The organism is Bacteroidales bacterium, assembly GCA_016709865.1.
Taxonomy (GTDB): Bacteria; Bacteroidota; Bacteroidia; order Bacteroidales; family VadinHA17; genus LD21.
The window spans coordinates 1,851,453-1,871,465 of sequence record JADJLX010000005.1; the positions used below are offsets into that span (position 1 = coordinate 1,851,453).

17 protein-coding genes are annotated in these 20,013 nt (G+C 37.3%); 7 read left to right on the top strand and 10 right to left on the bottom strand.

Translation table 11 applies throughout. The features are described 5' to 3' along the window. From IPJ16_16120 to IPJ16_16155, 8 genes are all read right to left on the bottom strand, one after another. On the bottom strand, nucleotides 1–2,355 hold the full coding sequence (locus IPJ16_16120) for a TonB-dependent receptor (protein MBK7628697.1): 2,355 nt from the start codon (nucleotides 2,353–2,355) through the stop codon (nucleotides 1–3). Between the two features lie 66 nt (nucleotides 2,356–2,421). Beyond that, nucleotides 2,422–3,102 (bottom strand): DUF4386 domain-containing protein, encoded by a 681-nt coding sequence (locus IPJ16_16125; GenBank protein MBK7628698.1) that lies wholly within the window; start codon nucleotides 3,100–3,102, stop codon nucleotides 2,422–2,424. Continuing rightward, nucleotides 3,099–4,586, bottom strand: coding sequence for a beta-lactamase family protein (locus IPJ16_16130; protein ID MBK7628699.1), 1,488 nt, complete (start codon nucleotides 4,584–4,586; stop codon nucleotides 3,099–3,101). The genes IPJ16_16125 and IPJ16_16130 overlap by 4 nt, the downstream gene beginning before the upstream one ends. A 165-nt stretch (nucleotides 4,587–4,751) precedes the next feature. Beyond that, nucleotides 4,752–5,474 carry a response regulator transcription factor gene (locus tag IPJ16_16135; protein MBK7628700.1) on the bottom strand — a complete coding sequence of 241 codons (723 nt, stop codon included), beginning with the start codon at nucleotides 5,472–5,474 and terminating at the stop codon, nucleotides 4,752–4,754. Next, entirely contained in the window at nucleotides 5,471–6,544 is a 1,074-nt protein-coding gene (locus tag IPJ16_16140) for a histidine kinase (protein ID MBK7628701.1), read from the bottom strand. The genes IPJ16_16135 and IPJ16_16140 overlap by 4 nt, the downstream gene beginning before the upstream one ends. A 459-nt stretch (nucleotides 6,545–7,003) precedes the next feature. Next, nucleotides 7,004–7,519, bottom strand: a complete 516-nt coding sequence (locus IPJ16_16145; protein ID MBK7628702.1) for a hypothetical protein — start codon at nucleotides 7,517–7,519, stop codon at nucleotides 7,004–7,006. Between the two features lie 34 nt (nucleotides 7,520–7,553). Beyond that, entirely contained in the window at nucleotides 7,554–9,074 is a 1,521-nt protein-coding gene (locus IPJ16_16150; protein MBK7628703.1) for a SusD/RagB family nutrient-binding outer membrane lipoprotein, read from the bottom strand. A gap of 19 nt (nucleotides 9,075–9,093) precedes the next feature. Further along, complete coding sequence (locus IPJ16_16155; GenBank protein MBK7628704.1) at nucleotides 9,094–12,291, bottom strand: SusC/RagA family TonB-linked outer membrane protein; 3,198 nt, start codon at nucleotides 12,289–12,291, stop codon at nucleotides 9,094–9,096. A gap of 373 nt (nucleotides 12,292–12,664) precedes the next feature. Here IPJ16_16155 and IPJ16_16160 point away from each other — a divergent pair, with 373 nt between their 5' ends. Both IPJ16_16160 and IPJ16_16165 read left to right on the top strand, forming a co-directional pair. After that, a complete protein-coding gene (locus IPJ16_16160) occupies nucleotides 12,665–13,393 on the top strand; it encodes a response regulator transcription factor (GenBank protein MBK7628705.1) in 729 nt (242 codons plus the stop codon). Between the two features lie 512 nt (nucleotides 13,394–13,905). Next, a complete protein-coding gene (locus tag IPJ16_16165; GenBank protein ID MBK7628706.1) occupies nucleotides 13,906–14,844 on the top strand; it encodes a hypothetical protein in 939 nt (312 codons plus the stop codon). Here IPJ16_16165 and IPJ16_16170 read toward each other — a convergent pair. Further along, entirely contained in the window at nucleotides 14,834–15,283 is a 450-nt protein-coding gene (locus IPJ16_16170; protein ID MBK7628707.1) for a DUF2975 domain-containing protein, read from the bottom strand. The genes IPJ16_16165 and IPJ16_16170 overlap by 11 nt on opposite strands. Nucleotides 15,284–15,445: 162 nt before the next feature. Here IPJ16_16170 and IPJ16_16175 point away from each other — a divergent pair, with 162 nt between their 5' ends. The 5 genes from IPJ16_16175 (at nucleotide 15,446) to IPJ16_16195 (ending at nucleotide 19,638) form a co-directional block, all read left to right on the top strand. Beyond that, nucleotides 15,446–16,399: a hypothetical protein gene (locus IPJ16_16175; GenBank protein ID MBK7628708.1), complete on the top strand. Its 954-nt coding sequence runs from the start codon at nucleotides 15,446–15,448 to the stop codon at nucleotides 16,397–16,399. A 41-nt stretch (nucleotides 16,400–16,440) separates the two neighbouring features. After that, a complete protein-coding gene (locus IPJ16_16180; protein MBK7628709.1) occupies nucleotides 16,441–16,863 on the top strand; it encodes an SRPBCC domain-containing protein in 423 nt (140 codons plus the stop codon). A 61-nt stretch (nucleotides 16,864–16,924) separates the two neighbouring features. Further along, nucleotides 16,925–17,284: a DsrE family protein gene (locus IPJ16_16185; protein ID MBK7628710.1), complete on the top strand. Its 360-nt coding sequence runs from the start codon at nucleotides 16,925–16,927 to the stop codon at nucleotides 17,282–17,284. 75 nt (nucleotides 17,285–17,359) lie between these two features. Continuing rightward, complete coding sequence (locus IPJ16_16190) at nucleotides 17,360–18,871, top strand: glycoside hydrolase (GenBank protein ID MBK7628711.1); 1,512 nt, start codon at nucleotides 17,360–17,362, stop codon at nucleotides 18,869–18,871. 104 nt (nucleotides 18,872–18,975) lie between these two features. Further along, the gene (locus IPJ16_16195) at nucleotides 18,976–19,638 is read left to right on the top strand and encodes a DUF4395 domain-containing protein (protein ID MBK7628712.1); all 663 of its coding nucleotides are present in this window, start codon (nucleotides 18,976–18,978) and stop codon (nucleotides 19,636–19,638) included. A 13-nt stretch (nucleotides 19,639–19,651) separates the two neighbouring features. Here IPJ16_16195 and IPJ16_16200 read toward each other — a convergent pair whose 3' ends face one another. Beyond that, on the bottom strand, nucleotides 19,652–19,837 hold the full coding sequence (locus tag IPJ16_16200) for a hypothetical protein (protein ID MBK7628713.1): 186 nt from the start codon (nucleotides 19,835–19,837) through the stop codon (nucleotides 19,652–19,654). Nucleotides 19,838–20,013 lie beyond the last annotated feature (176 nt).

The following is a 20,013-nucleotide window of genomic DNA, read 5'->3' on the forward strand; positions in this document are numbered from 1 at the left end:
TTAAAAATTAAAATTATAAGTGACAGAAGGGACTAATTGAAAAAGAGATTGTTGAACTGCTTCTGTTTTAGAAGGATCATTTTCATTTTCCCTGAAACTTATTGAATAGGCGTTTTTACGGGCATAGGCATTGTAAACTGAAAAGTTCCAGCTCGATTCAAATTTTTCCCGCTTTTTGTTTGTAAATGTCAGCCCTAAGTCAAGCCGATGGTAGTCTGGCATACGGTAGCCATTTCTGTTAGTATATGCAGGAACAGTTACTCCATCAATAACATATTTCCCTTCCGGAAAAGTAACTGCATTTCCGGTGTTGTATACCCAATTCGCAGACACATTCAGCCTATCATTGAAATTATACATCAATACAATTGAAACGTCATGTGTCCTGTCGTGCTTTACAGGATACCATTCCCCGCCATCAATTTCATCAATCGACCGTTCAGTTCTTGATAGTGTATATCCGATCCAGCCTGTTAAGTCACCTTTTCTTTTTTTGATAAAAAATTCTGTACCATAAGCTCTACCCTTTCCGAATACCAGCTGAGATTCAACATGTTCGTTTAGAATAATATTTGCTCCGTTCTGATAATCAATCTGGTTTTGGAAGTTTTTATAATATACCTCAACTGATGTTTCAAACATATTGTCTTTGAAGTTTTTAAAAAATCCCAGGGCAACCTGATCGGCAACCTGGGGTTTCACAATTTTACTGCTTGAGATCCAGATGTCGGTCGGGAAAGAGACTGTTGAATTTGAAAGAAGATGCAGATATTGAGCGTTCCTTGCATAAGACATTTTAACAGACAGTTTTTCATTAACAATGTAGTTTAATGTCATTCGTGGTTCAGGAATTCCATAATTCTTAATTATATCCCCTTTTTTGTATGAAACTGAGCTGGTTATCTTATCATTTTCATTATATGTATACACTGTACCCGGACCAATAACGGAGCAAATTGAATATCTTAAACCGTAATTGATTATTAACCTGTCTGAAATATCATACTTATGAGAGATGTAAACAGCACTTTCCACAGCATTTTTCCTGTCAATAACTTTTGAGTTGGTAATATTTTCATTTTCTGATTTCAGCTCACCCGGATGGAATGTATGGTCTATTGTATTAAATCCGAATTTAATAGTGTTTTTTGTATTGATAAAGTATTGAAAATCTTCTTTTAAGTTGAAATCTCTGATTCCTGAAGTAACTTCTAATAGTTCCCCGATATTATAACCGATACCATAATTATAATCGCTGTATATAAGCGAGCTGTTCAGGAAAAGTTTATTGCCGAATATATGATTCCACCTTAATGTTGCAGTTTTATTCCCCCAGTTAAAGCCAACCAGATCTGATATTTTAAATACATCCCTGCCAAAATACCCTGACAGGAAAATCCTGTTTTTATCATTTATTTTATAGTTCGCTTTTGCATTAAAATCATAAAAATAAAGTTTGGTGCTTTTAGCAGCAGGATCTTTCCATAATGGTAGAAAGATATCTGCATAGGTTCGTCTTCCTGAAATAATGAAGGAACCTTTGTCCTTAACTATCGGAGCTTCTATCGTTAGCCTGGAGGCTATTAAACCTATGCCCCCCGATGCAGCAAGTTTTTTGGAATTGCCTTCCTTCATTTGAATATCGAGTACTGATGAGAGACGGCCACCATAATTTGCCGGAGAGTTACCTTTATAAAACTCCATGTCTTTTACAGCGTCTGAATTGAATACTGAGAAAAAACCGAGTAAGTGTGCTGAGCTATAAACGGGTGCCTCATCAAGAATTATCAGGTTTTGATCGGCACTTCCACCCCTCACATAAAAACCGCTATTTCCTTCACCTGCAGATTTTACTCCCGGCATCAGAGAAATGGTTTTTAAAATGTCCTGCTCCCCAAATATTACAGGAACAGACACCACGTCTTTCGGAGATATTTTTACGACACTCATTTCCGGAGCCTTTATATTTCTGTTTGAAGCTTCGCTTACTATTACTACCTCTGCAATTTCAACTGATGCCTGTTGCAATTCAGCATTCTTATTAATATTACCGGTAAGTTCAATAACTTCAGTTTTAGTATTATAGCCCAGGTATGAATAATGAAGAGTATGTATACCAACTGGCAAGGTAATTGAGTAAAAGCCATATGCGTTAGCCATTGCACCTTTATATAACTCTTTTATCTGCACTGTAGCTCCTATCAATGCTTCCCCGCTTTCTGAGCTTCTGATGTATCCGCTGATAGTATAATTTTGTTGTGCTATGCCTTCTGCAGGCTGCACAACTGTTTGGGAAAATCCAATTTTCGTGATTGTTAAAAGGATCAGGATATAGATATTTGTTGTTGTTTTCATATACTTTGTATGTTTTAATAACATCAAAGTAACTGATGCATCAGCCTCAATCAAAGGGAAATATGATTAGCGGTCAGATAATGTGATAAGTGGGAAACCCTTTGCGATGAACCAGATTGCCAATAACAATTCAAGTAAAATCAGTGGAAGATTCAGTCCGAAGTAAATTGAAGTCAGGATATCTATCATGTCGAACATTATCAGAAGACTTGCAAAAATTGTGAATATTGTACCTAAAAGACCCCAGAGTGACAGCCATCTGGGAATGAGTTTTGATTGATACAATAAAAAATAAAACATTAAACCCCCAATACTTGAGGCAAGAATCATTGCGACATGGTTCACAAAATCACGTCCTGACCGCAATAAATCACCTAAGGTCTGAAAATAAGATAAATCAGTTGTTCCTACCTTAACAAATCCCTGGCTTAACGACAATAACAACAGCAGAATTACAAATCCAATTATATTTAAAACTGCTGCAATAATCCTGAAACTAAGAAACCCAAGAGCCAGGCTCTCTTTGTACTTTCTTAAAATCGGATATAATATTATAGCAAAACATATACATGAAATAGTCCAGAGAAACTGAAATAGTGCTGCAAATAGTACCTGGTTTGTATTTGCAGATGCTTTTAACAGATAATCAGGAGCATCAATTGCAGGTGAAATACTTAGTACTCCTGCGACTATCCCAACGATATATATAACTCCGGCAAAAACTGTTCTTTTCCTGTTTGAGTTCATAATTTATTATCATTTATCTTTTTTAAAGCAATTTCGTATTCCTTGCTAAACTCTTTATTTACTGAATATTTCTCATATAATTGAATGCACTTACTGTAATAGTCTAAAGCTTTTTCATTTTTGTTCTGTGATAATAGTTCACCATATGAATAATTCAGAATGAATGAATCTGGATACTCCTGAATTGCCAGAGTATAAACTGCAGATGCTTCTTTTGGCATATTGTATTTTTGATTCAGTTCTTTACACAACTGATTGAATTCTGTTTCATCAATAAAATATCGCTTATCATTTCTGAGCGTATAGTATTTTTTAATGGCTGCATCAATACCTTCATGGCCAATTATGAATCCCATATCTTTTGCAATTGATTTTTTAGGCAGGGAATACCCTTGTCCATGGAGAATATTAATTATCTCATCTGTAATTGCATAATCGAATTTAACACCAAGTTCAGTCCGGTAGTAGTTATTTTGAAAAAGAATAATGTCAATTGAGTCTTCAACAATCCTTGTAGAGTAGGCCTTATATCCATCGGTACTTCCGCCATGACTTATTAATGTAAGGGAATCGTGCCCAACAACCTTGTCGGTAATCCACCAGCCATAACCATAATATTGCCAGTCTTTAATATAGCGTGTAAATATCTTTTTATATAAGTCCTTTGACAATAGTTTTTGAGTTTTAAAACATTCATCATTGAATTTAGCCAGATCTTCAACAGTTGTTAGAATTCCTCCTGAGCCTTTTATGAGTGACATATCAATAAAGGATGGATTCATATATCCTTCCAATAAATGATACTCATACCCGTATGCTCTTTTCAAATCAATATCAAGGTTTTTATCATGTTTGGAATCATTCATGCCAAGAGGTATAAAGAGGTTCTCTTTCAATAAGTCAGCAAAATCCTTTTTTGAAACTTTTTCGCAAATGATTGCAAGAATATTATAGGCAATTCCACTATATAAAAAACTTGTTCCTGGTTCAAACTTCAGATCAAGATCCTTTATTAATACTAAATATTGGTCGGAATTATAAGTCCACCGGACAAGCTTTTTTGAAAGGTTAGGAATTGCTCCATGATCAGGAATACCAGATGTATGAGTTAACATCTGATGTATTGTTGCCTCATTTTTTCCGGGGCCGGCATAGTTAGGGATATATTCATTTATGGTAGCATTTAAATCTATTAATCCATCGTTTACCAGGATTAATGTCATAAAAGCTGTTATCGATTTTCCAATAGAACCGGCCAGAAATTTAGTATCAGGAGTATTCGGTATATTCCATTCCCGGTTCGCTAATCCAAACGCATTCTTGTAGATAATATTTTCACCCTTTTTAACCAGAATTGTACCATTGAATTGGCCGTTTTCGGCGTAGGCGCTCATCAGATCATTAATTTTATACTCTGAACTTTGTGAGAACAAATTCTGACTTACTAACAAACCGCATAAAATTGCTATAGCTAAATTTCTCATTCTAAAAACTTATTGTTTACAAGCCTAAAAACAGGTAATTATTCTGATCGTTGCATTTGCAATTACAATCCAAATAAAAAATAATAACAAGTTCAACCAAAGAGAAATATGATTAACGGTCCTATTAAATGATAAGTGGTAAGTATGAGTAAAATCTCAGGTATTCTAGCTAAATGCTTTTAGCTTTTGTGCATATCTGCGACTGACTTCAAGTGGTTCGGGAATGTTCTTTAGATAAGCTCTGTGTTGGGAATTTGATTTCTTTTCAATGCGGTCGACATGCTCCATATTAATAATACTCGAGCGGTGGATCCTTACAAAATTATTATCAGGTAATTCTTCCTGCCATTGTTTCAGGGTTTTTAAAACAAGACAATGCCTTCCTTCAATTGTTACAATTTTTGAATAATTACCCACAGGCTCTATGAATGAAATTGAGCTGACTTTTATAAATTTTGATGTATAGTTATTCAGCTTTACATAAATACTGTCGGAGTATTCATATGTCCTGGTTTCACTCTCCTGTGCCTTTTCTTTTCTTACAACCTTCTCAATCGCAATATTCAACCTCTCAGGATTAACAGGTTTCAACAGGTAATCAATTGCATTTACCTCAAAAGCCCTTATGGCATACTCGTCATAAGCAGTTACAAAAATCACCTTTATTGAATTATTAATAACTTCACATAAATCAAACCCTGTTTCACCACCTAACTGTATGTCGAGAAAAACCAATTGTGGATTATGCATGTTAATTAATTCTACAGCAGATTCACACGAATTGGCCTCTCCGACTATTTTTATTTCAGGATGACTTGAAAGAAGCTTTTTAAGATTTAACCTGGCCAGCCTTTCATCATCAACTATGATTGCTTTCAGGGTTGTCATATTTTATTTGGATTTTCAATTTCTATTGTAGCGCAAACCCAACCTTCATCTTCAATAAGAGAAAATGAATAGTTTTCATCGTAATATAATCCCAGCCTGTTTTTTAAGTTATCAATGCCATTGCTTGTTCCGTTATTGTTCTTATCGGATGATGGAGCCGGATTTAACAATTTACCAGTATTTGATACACTTATTACAAGCTTATTGTTTGCCAGAACAACTGAAAGGCGAATAATCAGTTTTTGCTTCATTGTCTTTGTACCGTATTTAACTGCATTTTCAATAAGCAGGTGAATAATAAAAGATGGAATTGAAACAGATTTGGATGTTTCTTCAACTGAGATCTCATATTCAAATTCCTCTTCGAATCTTGTTTTCTGAATTTCAAGATATTTCAAAACTGATTCGACCTCCTTTTCAACAGTGACTGTCATTTGTTGTTTGTTAAGGGTATACCTGTAATATTCAGACATATCAATAACAAGTTTCTTCGCCTTTTCAGTATTATCATCAATTAAAGTGTAGATAGAGTTCAGTACATTAAACAAAAAATGGGGATTTATCTGGTAGCGCAGCATTTTAAGCTGAACGTCCTTGGCCAGTGTCTCGGCTTTATGAGCTGTTTCTCTTTGTTTTCCGGCCTGCACAACAAGATGAGTGAGGAAGTATGTTGCAGTTAAGAATAGGACAACCAGACTCATGCCGGGAGTGTATTTACCAATAATCTCAAGTGTTACCGGATTCTGAACTGGTAATCCACATTTAACTGCCATCCATTTAGCTAAATACAGAACCAGGGTTGGTATACTAACTGTAAATACGAATATCATAAACCATAGAAGGAACTTTTGCTTTCTAACTATTGCCCATCTGTAACCAAGCATAATTATGAAAATGAATGGTAATAATGAAATGAATTCAAAAAGAAAATTCAAGAGTATTTTTCTTGTATAATTCATTTCAGGTGGAGCCCATACGAATGAATCAACCATTCTCACAGCTGTCAGAAATAACAGAACTACCAGCAAGTGGAAAAAATACTGATGCTTCTTATGAAGTGCCTTTAGCATATTAAACGTTTGTTAAAAAATTTCATTCATCATACATTTATTCATATCTCCTTACATGCTTTTTCTGCTTTTTAATTTATTTATTCAGGTGTAGCTATGTAAAGATATTTTAAAAATTCTAACCATCCAATAATCTGTTCGATAATAACTTAATCCAAAATTCAAAAAAGGGAGCCATGTTTCATTGTTAAATTAAAACCTAAAACTATGAGTTGAAAACTCTTTTGAATTTTGAGACTGTATATTGGTTTATGAAACATGGCCCGTATCAAATGTAGAATCATTATTATAATGTTGAAAAACTATTATACAAATGGTCAAAATCCACTACGAACTGCTATTTCAAGGCTACCTGATGCTTATTAAAAGAATAAAAGCCGGTGAAAATTTTCACCGGCTTATTCAGATTTATCAGTGTTTAATCTTCATCTGATAAATGTATATAGAGAAGTCCCCCTTTTACACTTCATCATCTAACCATCTGGTACGGCGGAATCCGGTCACCTTGTAAACCTTGCCAGCTTTTCTGGTGTCTGTCATAGTAAAGGTTATCTTATCCGATTTCCCGCCGGTTGCAGTATCATATCCATCCATTACAATGATTCCTTCTGTAATTGTAAATGTGGGTGAGGGTGTTGTTGTATAGTAGGTATTCTGGACATTCCCACCGCTAAAAGATTTTCCGGGAACATCGCAACTTATTTTTCCGTCAAATCTTCCGGTATAGGATGAAGAAGTGGAAGTAGTCCTTATCCACATCTGATTAGTGCTGTTATCAGCAGTATTGAATGTAGACATTACAATAAGACCACTTGTAACATTTGGAGTAACACTTGTATCTGTAAATCTTACAAGCCATTCTCCGCAGAGCGGATAGACAGGACTATATTCAATTTCATAATCCTTATATGTTTCACAACCTGATGCCGCAACAAGCAGTAAACAAAATATTGCTATTTTATAAAAAGCTTTCATTTTCATATTTTTTTATTAAACATTTCTTTTATAATTATTTATGCCACCATAATTTTACCTGGATAGGAATTGCTGTCGATGTATTTTTGTTGTAATCAGAAGATGTTTTTGGATAAATAAGTCTTCGGGGAAACTCACCTGATCCGAGCACAGAATTCATTGATGGGGCAAACTCCCCTATTACATATGAGGGATCCTGAGAACTTACAGTCCCCGCTTTCGGGAATCCTGTTCTGTTTGTTTCAAGAAAAGCTTCCCATGCCTGGCATCTGACTGCGGCTATCCATTTCTGTCTCCAGATTGACTCCAGCATTGTTGCTGACGAGGTTTGATTAAATTCATAATTTTTACCCGGCCCAATGAATTCATCGACATTAAAATTCGCAGGAAATACAAATTCAATATCATCTGCATCTTTTGCAGCTTTCCATCTTTCGAATGCAGCCCTGACACCATTGTCGTAATCCACTTTTGCTTCAGCAGGTTTCAGCAAAAGAACATTTGCTTCGGCTTTCATAAACTCGACTTCTGCGAGCGACATAAAATATACCGGATCGTTGGCTTTAAGCAAAGCTCTCGATGTTCTGTTGGCATAAGCAGCACCTAATGTATAGCCTCCCTGTGGCAATCCAACATAGTCCCCGTAAACAGCATCAGGAGTTACTGCCCTTTCCATAAATACAGATGCCCGTGGATCTCCGTTTTTGAAAAGATACAAAGCAAGTGTGGAACTAGCCCGTATATTTTGAGGGGTATTAAGTTTACGGCGGTCGTTTTCAAAAAGCGGATTAGAACTGTTCTCCTTATTTTCAAAAACTGCTATTTTGCAATCGGCATTCAGAAGATCGCCTTCAACCAGCAATGCCTGAATTGCAGTTTTATTTGATGCAAAATCGGGATCGCGCATAAATATCTTGAGCTTCAGCGATTTCGCAAACTTTGTCCACATATCAATATCTCCCTTGAATATAAAATCAGTATTTCCCATTGGCGATGATACAGCCGCATTTTCAGCATCTGCTTTTTTAGCCAGCGCTTCATTCAGCATATTTATTAAGGAAGCATTTACAGTTTTTGCATTGTCGAACTTTGGATTAAGATAATTCTGAAAATTCAACGCTTCAGTGAATGGAATATCACCGTATGAATCAGCCAAAATATTATAAACATAGGCAGTCATTATTTTTGATGCCATCCAGTAATGCCACTCGCCGGCATTTTCGGCTTTCTTCATCGATTCCTGAAAATCAGTCAATGCACCTGCGTACAATGCACCCCAGCTGCGTGTAATATATGAGCTGCTGTTCGGGATGTTGTACGAATCAATACCAGTATACTGGTTACTCGCCGAATTCTGAGCATAGTGCTGCGACCACATACCTCCAAGCAACTGTAAATCACCACCAACAACAGAAGAGGTCCATATTAGCCCTGAAGCAAAAAACTTGTCAGACTTTACTTCAGAGGGATAGTTTGGATCTTCGTTTATATTTAGTTCGCATGAGTTTATCATCAAACTCAGCAAAACGATTCCAAATAGATATTTTTTTCTCATTTGTTTAAATTTTTAATTTTTAGAAAGTTATTTTCACATTACCTCCAAAAAACCTTGAGCTTGGTCCTGCTGAAAACTCCCCGAAATCTGAAAGCAGATCATTACCATAGTTTGTAGCCTCAGGGTCAACAAAATTATTTGTTGCCGGTGTCCACATCAGAAGATTCCTGCCGACTACGCCAAATTCAAGACCTTTTAGCGGTGTCTTTGCAATCAGATTTTTTGGAACTGAATAAGAGAGTGTAACCTCACGAAGCTTCAGAAAGGTTTTGTCAAGAACCATGTTCTCATACATTAATGTATTGGTTGAGTGGTTGTAGTATGAATACATAGCTGTTCCAAGGATCGGAATATCATTCTCAACATAAGTGTTGCCCACAGCTCTTACGGAATTGGGAACAATGAAGGGCTGCCTTTCATTGTAAACAGTTAGTGACGAATTGCCATCAAATGCAAGCATCTCAGCTGTGTTGCTCCAGAAACTGCCACCCTGGCGATAATCAAGGACAGTGGAAAGGGATATACCTTTAAAAGTGAACCGGTTATTTAAACCAAGTATAAAATCCGGCTCTCGTGAACCGACAATCTTTTTGTTTACAGGATCAACCAGTGGCCTGCCGGCACTGTTTACAATTACCTTGCCATCGGCAGTAGTTAAAGCCTGTGGTACTTTGAAAATACCTAATGGCTGTCCGACTATAGCTACGAAGTCAACACTATAGGCACCTGAAATGCGATATTCCTGAACATCATCCCAGAGTTTTACAACTTTACTTCTGTTTTGTGAAAAGGTTGTACTTATTTCCCATTCGAAATTTTTTGTTTCAACCGGTACAAGTAACAGTCTTACTTCAAATCCTTTGTTATCGACCTGTCCAACATTTCGCGTGTAGGCAGTGAATCTGGTTTCAGGTGCAACACTGGAGGAGATAATCTGATCCTTGGTGCTCTTTAAATAGTAAGCGAAGTCAAGTCCAGCACGGTTCTTGAGAAATTTGAGGTCTGCACCGAACTCAATATCAGTAGTGATTTCAGGTCTAAGGTTTATATTACCTTCCAGATTGCTTAATGACATTCCAAGTTCTCCCCCAACGGGCATATTCAAATTACCAAATCCCAGGAGAATATTAGTCGGAATATACTTTCCATATGTCCTGTATACTGGTGCATCATTTCCTGTTTGTCCCCAGGCAGCCCTGATTTTGGCATAATCAAGGATATTTCCGTTTTTCAGAGCAGGGATAGCTTCAGTAAGCAAAACTGCACCATTTACCCCGGCATAGAAATAGCTGTTCTTTTCAGGAGGAAGAGTTGAGGACCAGTCATTCCTGACTGAAAGTGTTGCAAAAGCCCATTCTTTAAAAGAGAGATCAAATTGCCCCAGCGCACCTACCAGAATCCTTTCCGATTTGGTTGATGTTGTAACTGGTTTGTCCGATCCGTTACTCAGATTATACCAGTTTGGAACAGCCAGTCCATATAAAAAGGCATCGGAGCTGTAAGTATTAATCTTATTGTAGTTCATACCAGCGACAGCATTCAACCTGAAATCTGCACCGAGTTTATAATCACCGGATATTAATCCGCTGGCATCTATTTGTCCGTTAAAACTGTTGAATTCATCATAAGTGCCTGGCTGATCGGCTTTTGAACCATAGTTCCAGGTTTCAGGTGCTATTTTAGCTACCGCATTGAAACTGTTCTGCCGGAAATTAGTAAAGTCCCCTCCGACTCGTGCCAACAGCTTTGTATTTGAAAAGATATCATATCCCAGTTCAAGTTTACCGTAAATTCTGTCGTCCTGATAGGTATTACCATTATTGTCTATCACCCAGTATGGATTCTCGGCATATAGTGTGAAGAAATTATCGATATTATGATAAATACTGTTGTAATCCTTAAGCTGTGTTAACTGAATGTCAACAGGCATTTGCGATAATTCCTGGAACAAAGTGGCCCCGTTACTGCCCTGTCCTGATGATACTGCTGTAATATCCTTCCTCACATAGGAGATGTCATAGCTGGCATTAAATTTCCTGTACCTGTGATCACCCCTGAAGGATATAATATTACGCTTGTACAGATCCGCTTTTGTTGGAACTACTCCGTCGGAGTAAGTATTCCCGTAAGACAAAGCGAAAGAGTTTTTTTCGTCACCACCGCTGATGCTGATGTTATTCTGGAATTCCATACCTGTTTCATAAAAATCCCTAAGATTGTTTTCCACGTACGTGAATGGCTTTTTCATTACCACATAACCGGCATATGTAGGGGGAATATAACCAGGACCATACCAATCGTTTGAATATGCACCCCAGACATTCATTCTGCCATCAAGCTTCGGACCCCATGAACCATTTTCCGCAGGGTCCCAGTAAGGCCAGCCCTGGCCGAAATTATGTTGAGTCTGCGGGGTTCTTAATATCTCTGATGCAGTAGCAGAGCCACTGTATACAACTGAGATTTTTCCTTCCCTGGCACCCCGCTTTGTTGTTATCATTATAACACCGTTGGCGGCCCTTGAGCCATATAGTGCAGTTGCCGATGCGCCTTTCAGTACAGTTACTGATTCGACATCATCGGGATTGATATCGTTCGCCTGGTTTCCAAAGTCAACAGAATTGTTTGTCAGATCGTTACCGGCAAAGTTATTCGACATTGGAATCCCGTTTACTACATACAAAGGCTGATTGCTTCCGGTGAAGGATGACACACCCCTTATGTATACTTTCTGTGAACTGCCTGTACCTCCACCAGAGGAGATTGATAATCCAGCTACCTTGCCCTGTAGCCCGGTTATCAGTGAAGGTGCCTTGGCTGCAGTGATCTCATTATTACTGATTGTACTTGCGGAATAGCCAATCGACTTTTCACTGCGTTTTATACCAAGTGCTGTTACAACTACCTCAGCCAGACCAACAAGGTCAGATTGAAGGCTTACATCAATTACGGTGCGGCCACCGATAACAACCTCCAGAGATTTCATCCCGATATAAGAGAAGACAAGGGTGGTCGCATCCGTAGGAACCGGCAACGAGTATTTACCATTAATATCCGTAGTGGTACCTGTAATTGTTCCCTTCAGCTGCACTGTGCAACCGATTACAGGACTGCTGTCTTCAGATCCCGTCACGGTACCGGTTATCACCCTTGTCTGGGCATTTAACAAGGTTGAAGTGATCAGCAAAACCAAAATAAGCAAATAGACTTTTTTCATGAATTTCTGATTAGGTTAATAATTAAAAAAATGCTACAGCACATAATTGTATATGTGTCTGTAACATTCAAAATTGGCAGGTTTTGCATTTACAGGAAAATAAAATCTACGAGCAGCTTTTTTAACCTACAAACGGCAGATTATTCAAAACAGATTGCATGCAGCACTGACTGAATTCCTTATTCCAATTCAAAAGTCAATATCCCGGTAATGTATTATCCTGCGGGACTCTTCGTACTTTATAATTGCAGTTCATCCCGTATTTTGACAACTCGTTGTATTCAATTTCGCGGGAATCATTTAAGGAATACTTTTATTATACCATTTAAGTATGTAATTTTATTTCCGGAAGAGAGGCTAATGAGAAACAATTATGAAGAGACAAACAGCGCTGATAATTGACGATGAGCGTCTTGCAAGGTTAAATCTTCGCAAGAAATTAAACATGTTCCCTGAACTTGAGGTAGTCGGAGAAGCATCTGGTGTAGAAAGCGGGGCCAAAGCTATCAGGGAACTGAATCCCGATCTGCTATTCCTCGATATAGAGCTGTCAGACGGAACAGGATTTGATCTGCTGAACAAAGTGGAATTCAAGGGAAAAGTAATATTTCAGACTGCTTATAATGAGTATGCATGCCGTGCCTTTGAAATCAATGCACTTGACTATTTATTGAAACCTATTACTAAAGAGCGGTTGAAAAAGGCTATTGATAACCTTTCCAATTCCTCAGATGAGGATAGTGAATATATAAATCAGAAGTTCAGATACGACGACAGGATAATGATTGAACAGAGAAAAAGTATCTACTTTATCAAGGTCGAAAATATAATTTGTATTAAAGCTGTGAGGGAATATACATCAATCTTCGAGAAAGGCGGAAAAGAGTATGTTGTACTAAAGTCAATCGGTAACTGGGAAAAAGAATTGCCCGACGAGCATTTTGCCAGGATCCACAGAAACTGTATAATCAATTTCAATTATATCGAACGGTCAGAGAGGTATGGCAATACCGCAAATATTAATCTTGCCGGAATGAAAGACTCAATATTGATCAGCAGAGGATATTACAAAGTGATAAAAACCAGATATTTCTATAAATGATTATATTGAGGTCCGGCCACCCCTAGTTTAAAACTTATCTTTTAAAAAATCATATTTATTGGGTTCCTGCTCTGACAAGGAGATCCCTCATTCCTATACACCTCCGCAAGCTCCGGTTTTCGGAATTCGGGATGACAGGACTTTTGGAGCAATAAGTGAGGAAAGAAGCGGCGAGCCGCAGCTGGGTTCAGGAGAAATGGAAGTTTGTACAATTGCGGCTTGCCGCTTCTTTCCCCTTTGTTTCAAATAGTTACCTGTCATCCCGAGTGGTAACGAGGGATCTCCGGATTCAAGCAGGAAATATTATAAACATGTTATTAGTTTCCATCATCTACCACTGGGAAGCTACCAATTACCATTCATAAAGTTATTAATGCCACTAGTAAAATATTTTTTTATAATCTGATCTAAGAGCTTAATTTTGATATAGTAAGTGAAAACTTAGTTTAATTTATAAGGTAGCATTTCATAAATTTAACAGATAACTGTTTGCACCTTAATATTTTATCAGGATGAAAACAATAAAATTAATTGCAGTACTTGCTCTGTTGAATCAAATAACCTTTTCGCAGACCCTTCCTCCTCCGCCACCACCACCTCCTCCCCCGGCTTCGGGACAGATTAGCAAAGCCGACAGTCTCTTTAATGAAGGAAACATCAAAGAAGCTGTCGCTGAATACAGAAAAATGTACATGAAAAATCGTAGCGATGCAGTGACAGTATATAATTATGCCTGTGCTTTATCGCGCAATGGCCAGATTGACACTGCTTTTAAGTATTTATATCTAAGTGTAAACCTTGAGCCTGGTGCCAGGGCACTTACAAACCCTGATCTGCTTCCGCTGAGAGAGAACAAACAGTGGAACGATTTTGAAAACCACCTTATAGGGTTGCTGAACGCGAAATCGGGAAATCAAATAAAAGATATCCCTTATGCAAAAGCATTATGGAGGCTTCTGTGCATGGATCAATACTGTTTTTATGAAACATTGCTGGCAGTAAGGAAGCTGGGACTGGAATCTCCTGTTGTTCTGGCAATGAGACGGTTACAGACTATGCAGAACCAGAAGAATCTCGAAGAACTTGAGGTATTGCTTCAGGAAAAAGGCTGGCCGAAAAGGAGCCAGGTTGGCCCTGCAGCTGCCGGAGCTGCATTCTTTATTATTCAGCACTCAAATGCAGAAGCACAACAAAAGTATATATCAATGTTAGGCGAACGGTGCCGCGAAAATGAGGCAGATTGTAACCAGTACGCTCTTATGTTCGACCGCATGAGGATGAACCAGAATTTACCTCAAAGGTTCGGGACTCATCACAATCTGGATCCGGCTAAGGGAAAGACAAATGAGCTTTATCCACTTGAGGATGAGACTAAAGTTGATGAATGGAGAAAGGAGATTGGTCTGGAACCACTTAAAGATTATCTCATCAGGGCGAATATCAAATATTAGCCTTTTGCAATTTCTTTTCAAACACCGCGGCTGAAATCCCGACTACGATCGCACCCAGGGTGATGAGGATGCCCATGATGACGCCTCCTGCAATGTCATCTGAGATGCTGGTAATTATGAAGATTTCTCCGGCAACAACAAAACAGATAATGGCAACAGCACAAAATTTAATGATACGTAAAGCTTTCAGAGTCTGTTGCGAGAAGAACTTATCCTGTCCGGCATAGCCCAACACCCTGAATGCTTTATAATGGGCTATGAAAAACGGAATTGATGCTATATAAGCATATGCCAGAAAGGGATCTTTGAAATAGATCTCAAAGAGAGTGGCATTTGCATTCCTACCCTCAAGATGAGGTTCCCATAGCAGGAAGGTAATAGCTAAGATGCTGAGAAGCACAATCACTGCCTGAAAAAATAATATGAAGCTTTTTTTCATCGGATTTAATATTAATTTTTCTGTTCACTTTTACTTAAGTGAATCTTAAGAATGAAACGTTTTCTTATTACAAATATATCACGTTATACGAATAAAATAATATTAAATCAGTATCTGTATTCATCTCAAAAAAACTTTGAATATGGTTTCATAACACAAATTATGAGTAATTTAGTTAGCTCCATTAAAGATTCTATGAAAAGGGTTCTTATCATTGCCGGTGCAATAATTCTTATTCTCACTTCATGTGAACAGGAAAAGATCATTCCGGAACCTGTACCCGATCCGGTTCCGGATCCTGTAAATATCAAAAAGGATAGTTTGGTTAAGGAAACAATTTTCCGGATCGGCAAAGATCTTTATTACAAATACAGTGATATTGAATTATATGATTCGTCAACTCATATCCTTTACTTCAAGACAACACATCCTGAATTTGACAAAAATGACCGATCCTATTTTACATTCTTTGTAAATAAGGACTCGATTTATAAAGGCGATTTTTGGCCTTCATTTCTTTCCTCTTGGCCAACAAGGCCATATGTTTCTACATGGCCTTTCTGGCTTCAAAATTTCGCTTTGCGTTTTGAAAATAAATATAATGTAAAACCTGATTTAAGAAATGATCCTCGCATAATTAAAGCCTTTAAGGATCATGAACTTCTTCATTCAGGACTTATAGTCTCGATTAACTCTGTTGAATGCGGGACTTCAGAAGTTAAATTCACATTTACTTTGACAAATAAAGACAATTCCACACTTCTGTTTCTCGATCCTGAAAAAATGGGACTTAACCTTTTTCATTATTACACCAATGGTCTGCTTTTTAGAAAATTGCCATGGACAACAGCCACTACTACTGTTAAGATCCCATATCAGGCACCAGCTTACAACAATATGTGGAAGAGAGAATGGCTTTCTGTGATTAAGCCCGGGGAATCAAAAACATTTGTTATTAATTATCCAATCAGTTCACAATTTAATTCCGGCGACTATGAAGTTACATTTAATTATCCCGGATTACTCTTCCAGGTCAGCAGAGATGAATTAATCCAGGCCGACGGAAGGATCTGGCTGGGAGATTTTATGGCGCGAATAAATATTGTGATTAAATAGTCTAGAAAAACTGTTTCCTAAAAGGGGCAAAAACCAATATTATGAAAACTTTCAAAACTTCAAGGTATATTCCGGTCCCTCCTGAAAGTATATTCGCCGCTTTTACAGATCCTGAAAGATTTGCACGATGGTGGGGCCCCTCGGGCTTTACCAATACTTTTAGTCAGTTTAATTTTAAAATTGGAGGGAAATGGTCATTTATAATGCATGGCCCCGATGGAGTAGACTATCCTAATGAAGCAGAATTTATTGATATTGTCCCGAATGAAAAAGTTGTTATAAGGCATCTGGTGCAACCATATTTTACACTGACTATCCTCATTACAAAATCAATCACTGACTCGTTGGTTAACTGGATTCAGGAATTTGACAGTGAGGAAGTAGCAGAAAGTGTTGCCCATATTGTAGAACCTGCTAACGAGCAGAATCTTGACAGACTTGTAGCGGAAGTTTGTAAAGTTTAACTATTTTGCCATGTAATCATTCACAGTAATTGAAGAAATTTGATATTACCAAATAAATACTATGGCACAAAAGATTCTCATTCTTATAAATGATGCACCTTATGGAACAGAGAAAGCGTATAATGGATTACGTCTGGCTATGCAAATTCAGAAAGATTATGAAGACACTGATTTATGTGTATTTCTTATGGCTGACGCTGTAACGTGCGCTCTTCCAAATCAAAATACCCCAAACGGATACTATAACATTGAAAGAATGTTGAAGTCAGTTCTGTTGAAAAAAGGCAAAGTTAAACTTTGTGGTTCCTGCGCTGAAGCGCGTGGAATAAAGGAAATGGTACTTATTGATGGTGCAGAATTAAGTACTATGAAGGAGCTGACTCAATTGACCTTTGAGAGCGATAAAGTAATTACATTTTAACTAATCCTTCTTCAGATACAACTTCATTGTTAATATTTCTTTTTGATGTCTATCCGCTTTGGCTAACTAATAAAAATGCAAGTAAGATATAACGGGATGATAAAAGAATATCTGAAAATTGATTTTAAATATACAATTTTTATGATTAGAGCGCTGATCAATATATTCCTTCTGAATTTAATCTTTACGGCTACCCTCAATAGCCAGACAATTGAATTCGTTATTAAATCACAGGAGAGATCATTTGAAGTAAAGAAATTCAGCAGATATCATTATGCTGCATTTGATCTGCAAAATCCAACAACATTTACACTCATCTCAAAACTGAAAATCGATAAAGTTGAGATAAGTCCTCTTAATGAAAAAATTCAGTTCATACTCAAAGAAAACAGGGTGGTTTTTACATTAAGTAAGCCTGGGTACTCATTGATTCGGATTAATGACACCATAAAGGTTTTTATTCTCGCAGATAAGCCAGAGAAAATGCCAGTTGGCGAAATCATAAATATCGTCCGAAATTATGGCGTTGATTCAACGGGAAAAACAGTTGAAACCTCAAAGATTCAAAAGGCACTTAACGAAATTTCAGGTACAGGGAAAATTTTGTATTTTCCGCCGGGAAGATACACTTCTGGTCAGTTAAAAATACCAGGCAATTCTAAAATTCATATCCCCAGGGGTACTGTTCTGAATGCCGATACAAGTTCAAATAACTCATACTTTTCAACAGATAATCTGGAAACAAAACGATTCCTGTATTTTAATGAGGCTGAGAATATCGAGATTAGCGGATATGGCACCATAAACGGGAATGGGAATTATCTTCGGAGCAGATTCGGCGATGATGCCCGGACCAGACTTATACTAGGTGCAAAATCCAGAAACATACACATTTCGGGGATTACACTTCAGGACCCTGGTTCATGGAATACGCAGGTAATTTTATGTGAAGACATTATTTTCACTAATGTAAAACTCCTGAATAATATCGACCTTGCAAATACCGACGGCTTCGATCCTGACGCTTCCAAGAGGGTCCTTATTGAAAACTGCTTCGCTTATTGCGGTGATGATAATGTGGCGGTTAAAGCCACAAACTATTCCGGCTTATTGGGTGATGTAGACGGAGTGACAATCAAAGGTTGTGTCTTCCTTACTAAAAAATCCTCGCTTAAGGTGGGAACAGAGACACGATGTGAAAATATGAGAAACATAATCTTTGAAAATAACGATGTTTTAGAGTGTGACCGCGGAATGGCACTTTATGTTTCTGATGGTGCAACTCTGGACAATATAATTTTCAGAAACAACAGGTTCGAGCGCAATTATTCCGATGCACAGAAAAAAGGCATCCATTTTGTTGTAAGTAAAAGAAATCCTGACAGCAAGCTTGGTAGTATCAATAATGTTTTAATTAAAGATTGTTCCTTTTTAGGTCCGTTTCCCAAAAAATCATTAATAAAACATGAGGGTACATCAGTCGGAATAAATGTCATTATTGACAATCTCATAATCGGCGGGAAAAAAGTGGAAACATTTGAAGAGGCAGGAATAGAAAGAATCAATGCAAATGTCTCTTTTAAGTAAAACACCCATATTTGTTCAGTTTACATTGTTGGCGCAATTTTATATGACCAATGAACAACCTTCCCATTATTCTGTTATTTACTTAACAATAAAAACAAAAATCTATGAGTAAAATTATAAAATTCGGTGAAGATGTGGAAGGTTATAACATTCCTGTATTAAATGAAAGAGAAATAAGGGCAGCCGCAGGAATGCTGTTTCTGGTACTATTCATTTCTTTGATGCAGATTTTATATAAAGGAAATTTCCTGATGATAAAGTATAGTATAATTGTTTTCCTAACTGACTTTCTGATTCGTGTCTTCATAAATCCAAGATTCTCACCTACACTGATTATCGGGAGACTGATTGTCAGGAATCAAACTCCTGAATATGTAGGGGCTCAGCAAAAGAAATTCTCCTGGATAATCGGTATAGTATTGGCAACTACAATGTTCATTCTGATGGTTGTGGTAAATTCTTATAGCCCGATAACAGGAATTGTCTGCCTGATCTGTCTTATATTCCTGTTCTTTGAATCAGTATTCGGGATTTGCCTGGGCTGTAAGTTCTATTCCCTTGTTTATAAAGAAAAAGCCCAGTATTGTCCGGGCGAAGTATGCGATGTAAAATCGAAACAGGAGATTCAGAAAACAACATGGGCTCAGATACTGATAGTTGCCGGACTTGTCATATTTATTTTCCTGGCTACCAAATTATTTAATGAGGAATTCAGCAAAAAACCACATGCTCTGTTTGGGGTTCCCGAATCCGTACAACCAAAATAGCATATTTTTTCTGCTACTTCTTTTTGTTTCCCTTCCTGCTTCCCAAATCAAGATAGTTTGGATTATGAGGATTCTTTGGATTTTTGTACCATCCTTTGTGATTGCCGTTGTCCTTTTTTACGAGCACGACACATGATGCAGTACTTAACAGAAACAGCGCACAAAGAACAAGCACTGATGCCATTTTTATCGCTTTCATTTTTAATGTTTTAAACCGATGAAAGGTACGCCTGTTCGTATCAGAACAGTTATACAATTCCAGAATTGATTTGCATAATTCACACTATAGCTTAAACAGTTGTCTAAGGCTGTTTTCATCTCATTCCGATTATTTATATTTGTTTAATTAAAATATAAGGTATACTTTTTGTTATA

Excerpts from the sequence above, each read along its gene's own strand:
- IPJ16_16120 (MBK7628697.1), bottom strand. The coding sequence starts at position 2,355 with ATGAAAACAACAACAAATATCTATATCCTGATCCTTTTAACAATCACG.
- IPJ16_16125 (MBK7628698.1), bottom strand. The coding sequence starts at position 3,102 with ATGAACTCAAACAGGAAAAGAACAGTTTTTGCCGGAGTTATATATATC.
- IPJ16_16130 (MBK7628699.1), bottom strand. The coding sequence starts at position 4,586 with ATGAGAAATTTAGCTATAGCAATTTTATGCGGTTTGTTAGTAAGTCAG.
- IPJ16_16135 (MBK7628700.1), bottom strand. The coding sequence starts at position 5,474 with ATGACAACCCTGAAAGCAATCATAGTTGATGATGAAAGGCTGGCCAGG.
- IPJ16_16140 (MBK7628701.1), bottom strand. The coding sequence starts at position 6,544 with ATGCTAAAGGCACTTCATAAGAAGCATCAGTATTTTTTCCACTTGCTG.
- IPJ16_16145 (MBK7628702.1), bottom strand. The coding sequence starts at position 7,519 with ATGAAAGCTTTTTATAAAATAGCAATATTTTGTTTACTGCTTGTTGCG.
- IPJ16_16150 (MBK7628703.1), bottom strand. The coding sequence starts at position 9,074 with ATGAGAAAAAAATATCTATTTGGAATCGTTTTGCTGAGTTTGATGATA.
- IPJ16_16155 (MBK7628704.1), bottom strand. The coding sequence starts at position 12,291 with ATGAAAAAAGTCTATTTGCTTATTTTGGTTTTGCTGATCACTTCAACC.
- IPJ16_16160 (MBK7628705.1), top strand. The coding sequence starts at position 12,665 with ATGAAGAGACAAACAGCGCTGATAATTGACGATGAGCGTCTTGCAAGG.
- IPJ16_16165 (MBK7628706.1), top strand. The coding sequence starts at position 13,906 with ATGAAAACAATAAAATTAATTGCAGTACTTGCTCTGTTGAATCAAATA.
- IPJ16_16170 (MBK7628707.1), bottom strand. The coding sequence starts at position 15,283 with ATGAAAAAAAGCTTCATATTATTTTTTCAGGCAGTGATTGTGCTTCTC.
- IPJ16_16175 (MBK7628708.1), top strand. The coding sequence starts at position 15,446 with ATGAGTAATTTAGTTAGCTCCATTAAAGATTCTATGAAAAGGGTTCTT.
- IPJ16_16180 (MBK7628709.1), top strand. The coding sequence starts at position 16,441 with ATGAAAACTTTCAAAACTTCAAGGTATATTCCGGTCCCTCCTGAAAGT.
- IPJ16_16185 (MBK7628710.1), top strand. The coding sequence starts at position 16,925 with ATGGCACAAAAGATTCTCATTCTTATAAATGATGCACCTTATGGAACA.
- IPJ16_16190 (MBK7628711.1), top strand. The coding sequence starts at position 17,360 with ATGCAAGTAAGATATAACGGGATGATAAAAGAATATCTGAAAATTGAT.
- IPJ16_16195 (MBK7628712.1), top strand. The coding sequence starts at position 18,976 with ATGAGTAAAATTATAAAATTCGGTGAAGATGTGGAAGGTTATAACATT.
- IPJ16_16200 (MBK7628713.1), bottom strand. The coding sequence starts at position 19,837 with ATGAAAGCGATAAAAATGGCATCAGTGCTTGTTCTTTGTGCGCTGTTT.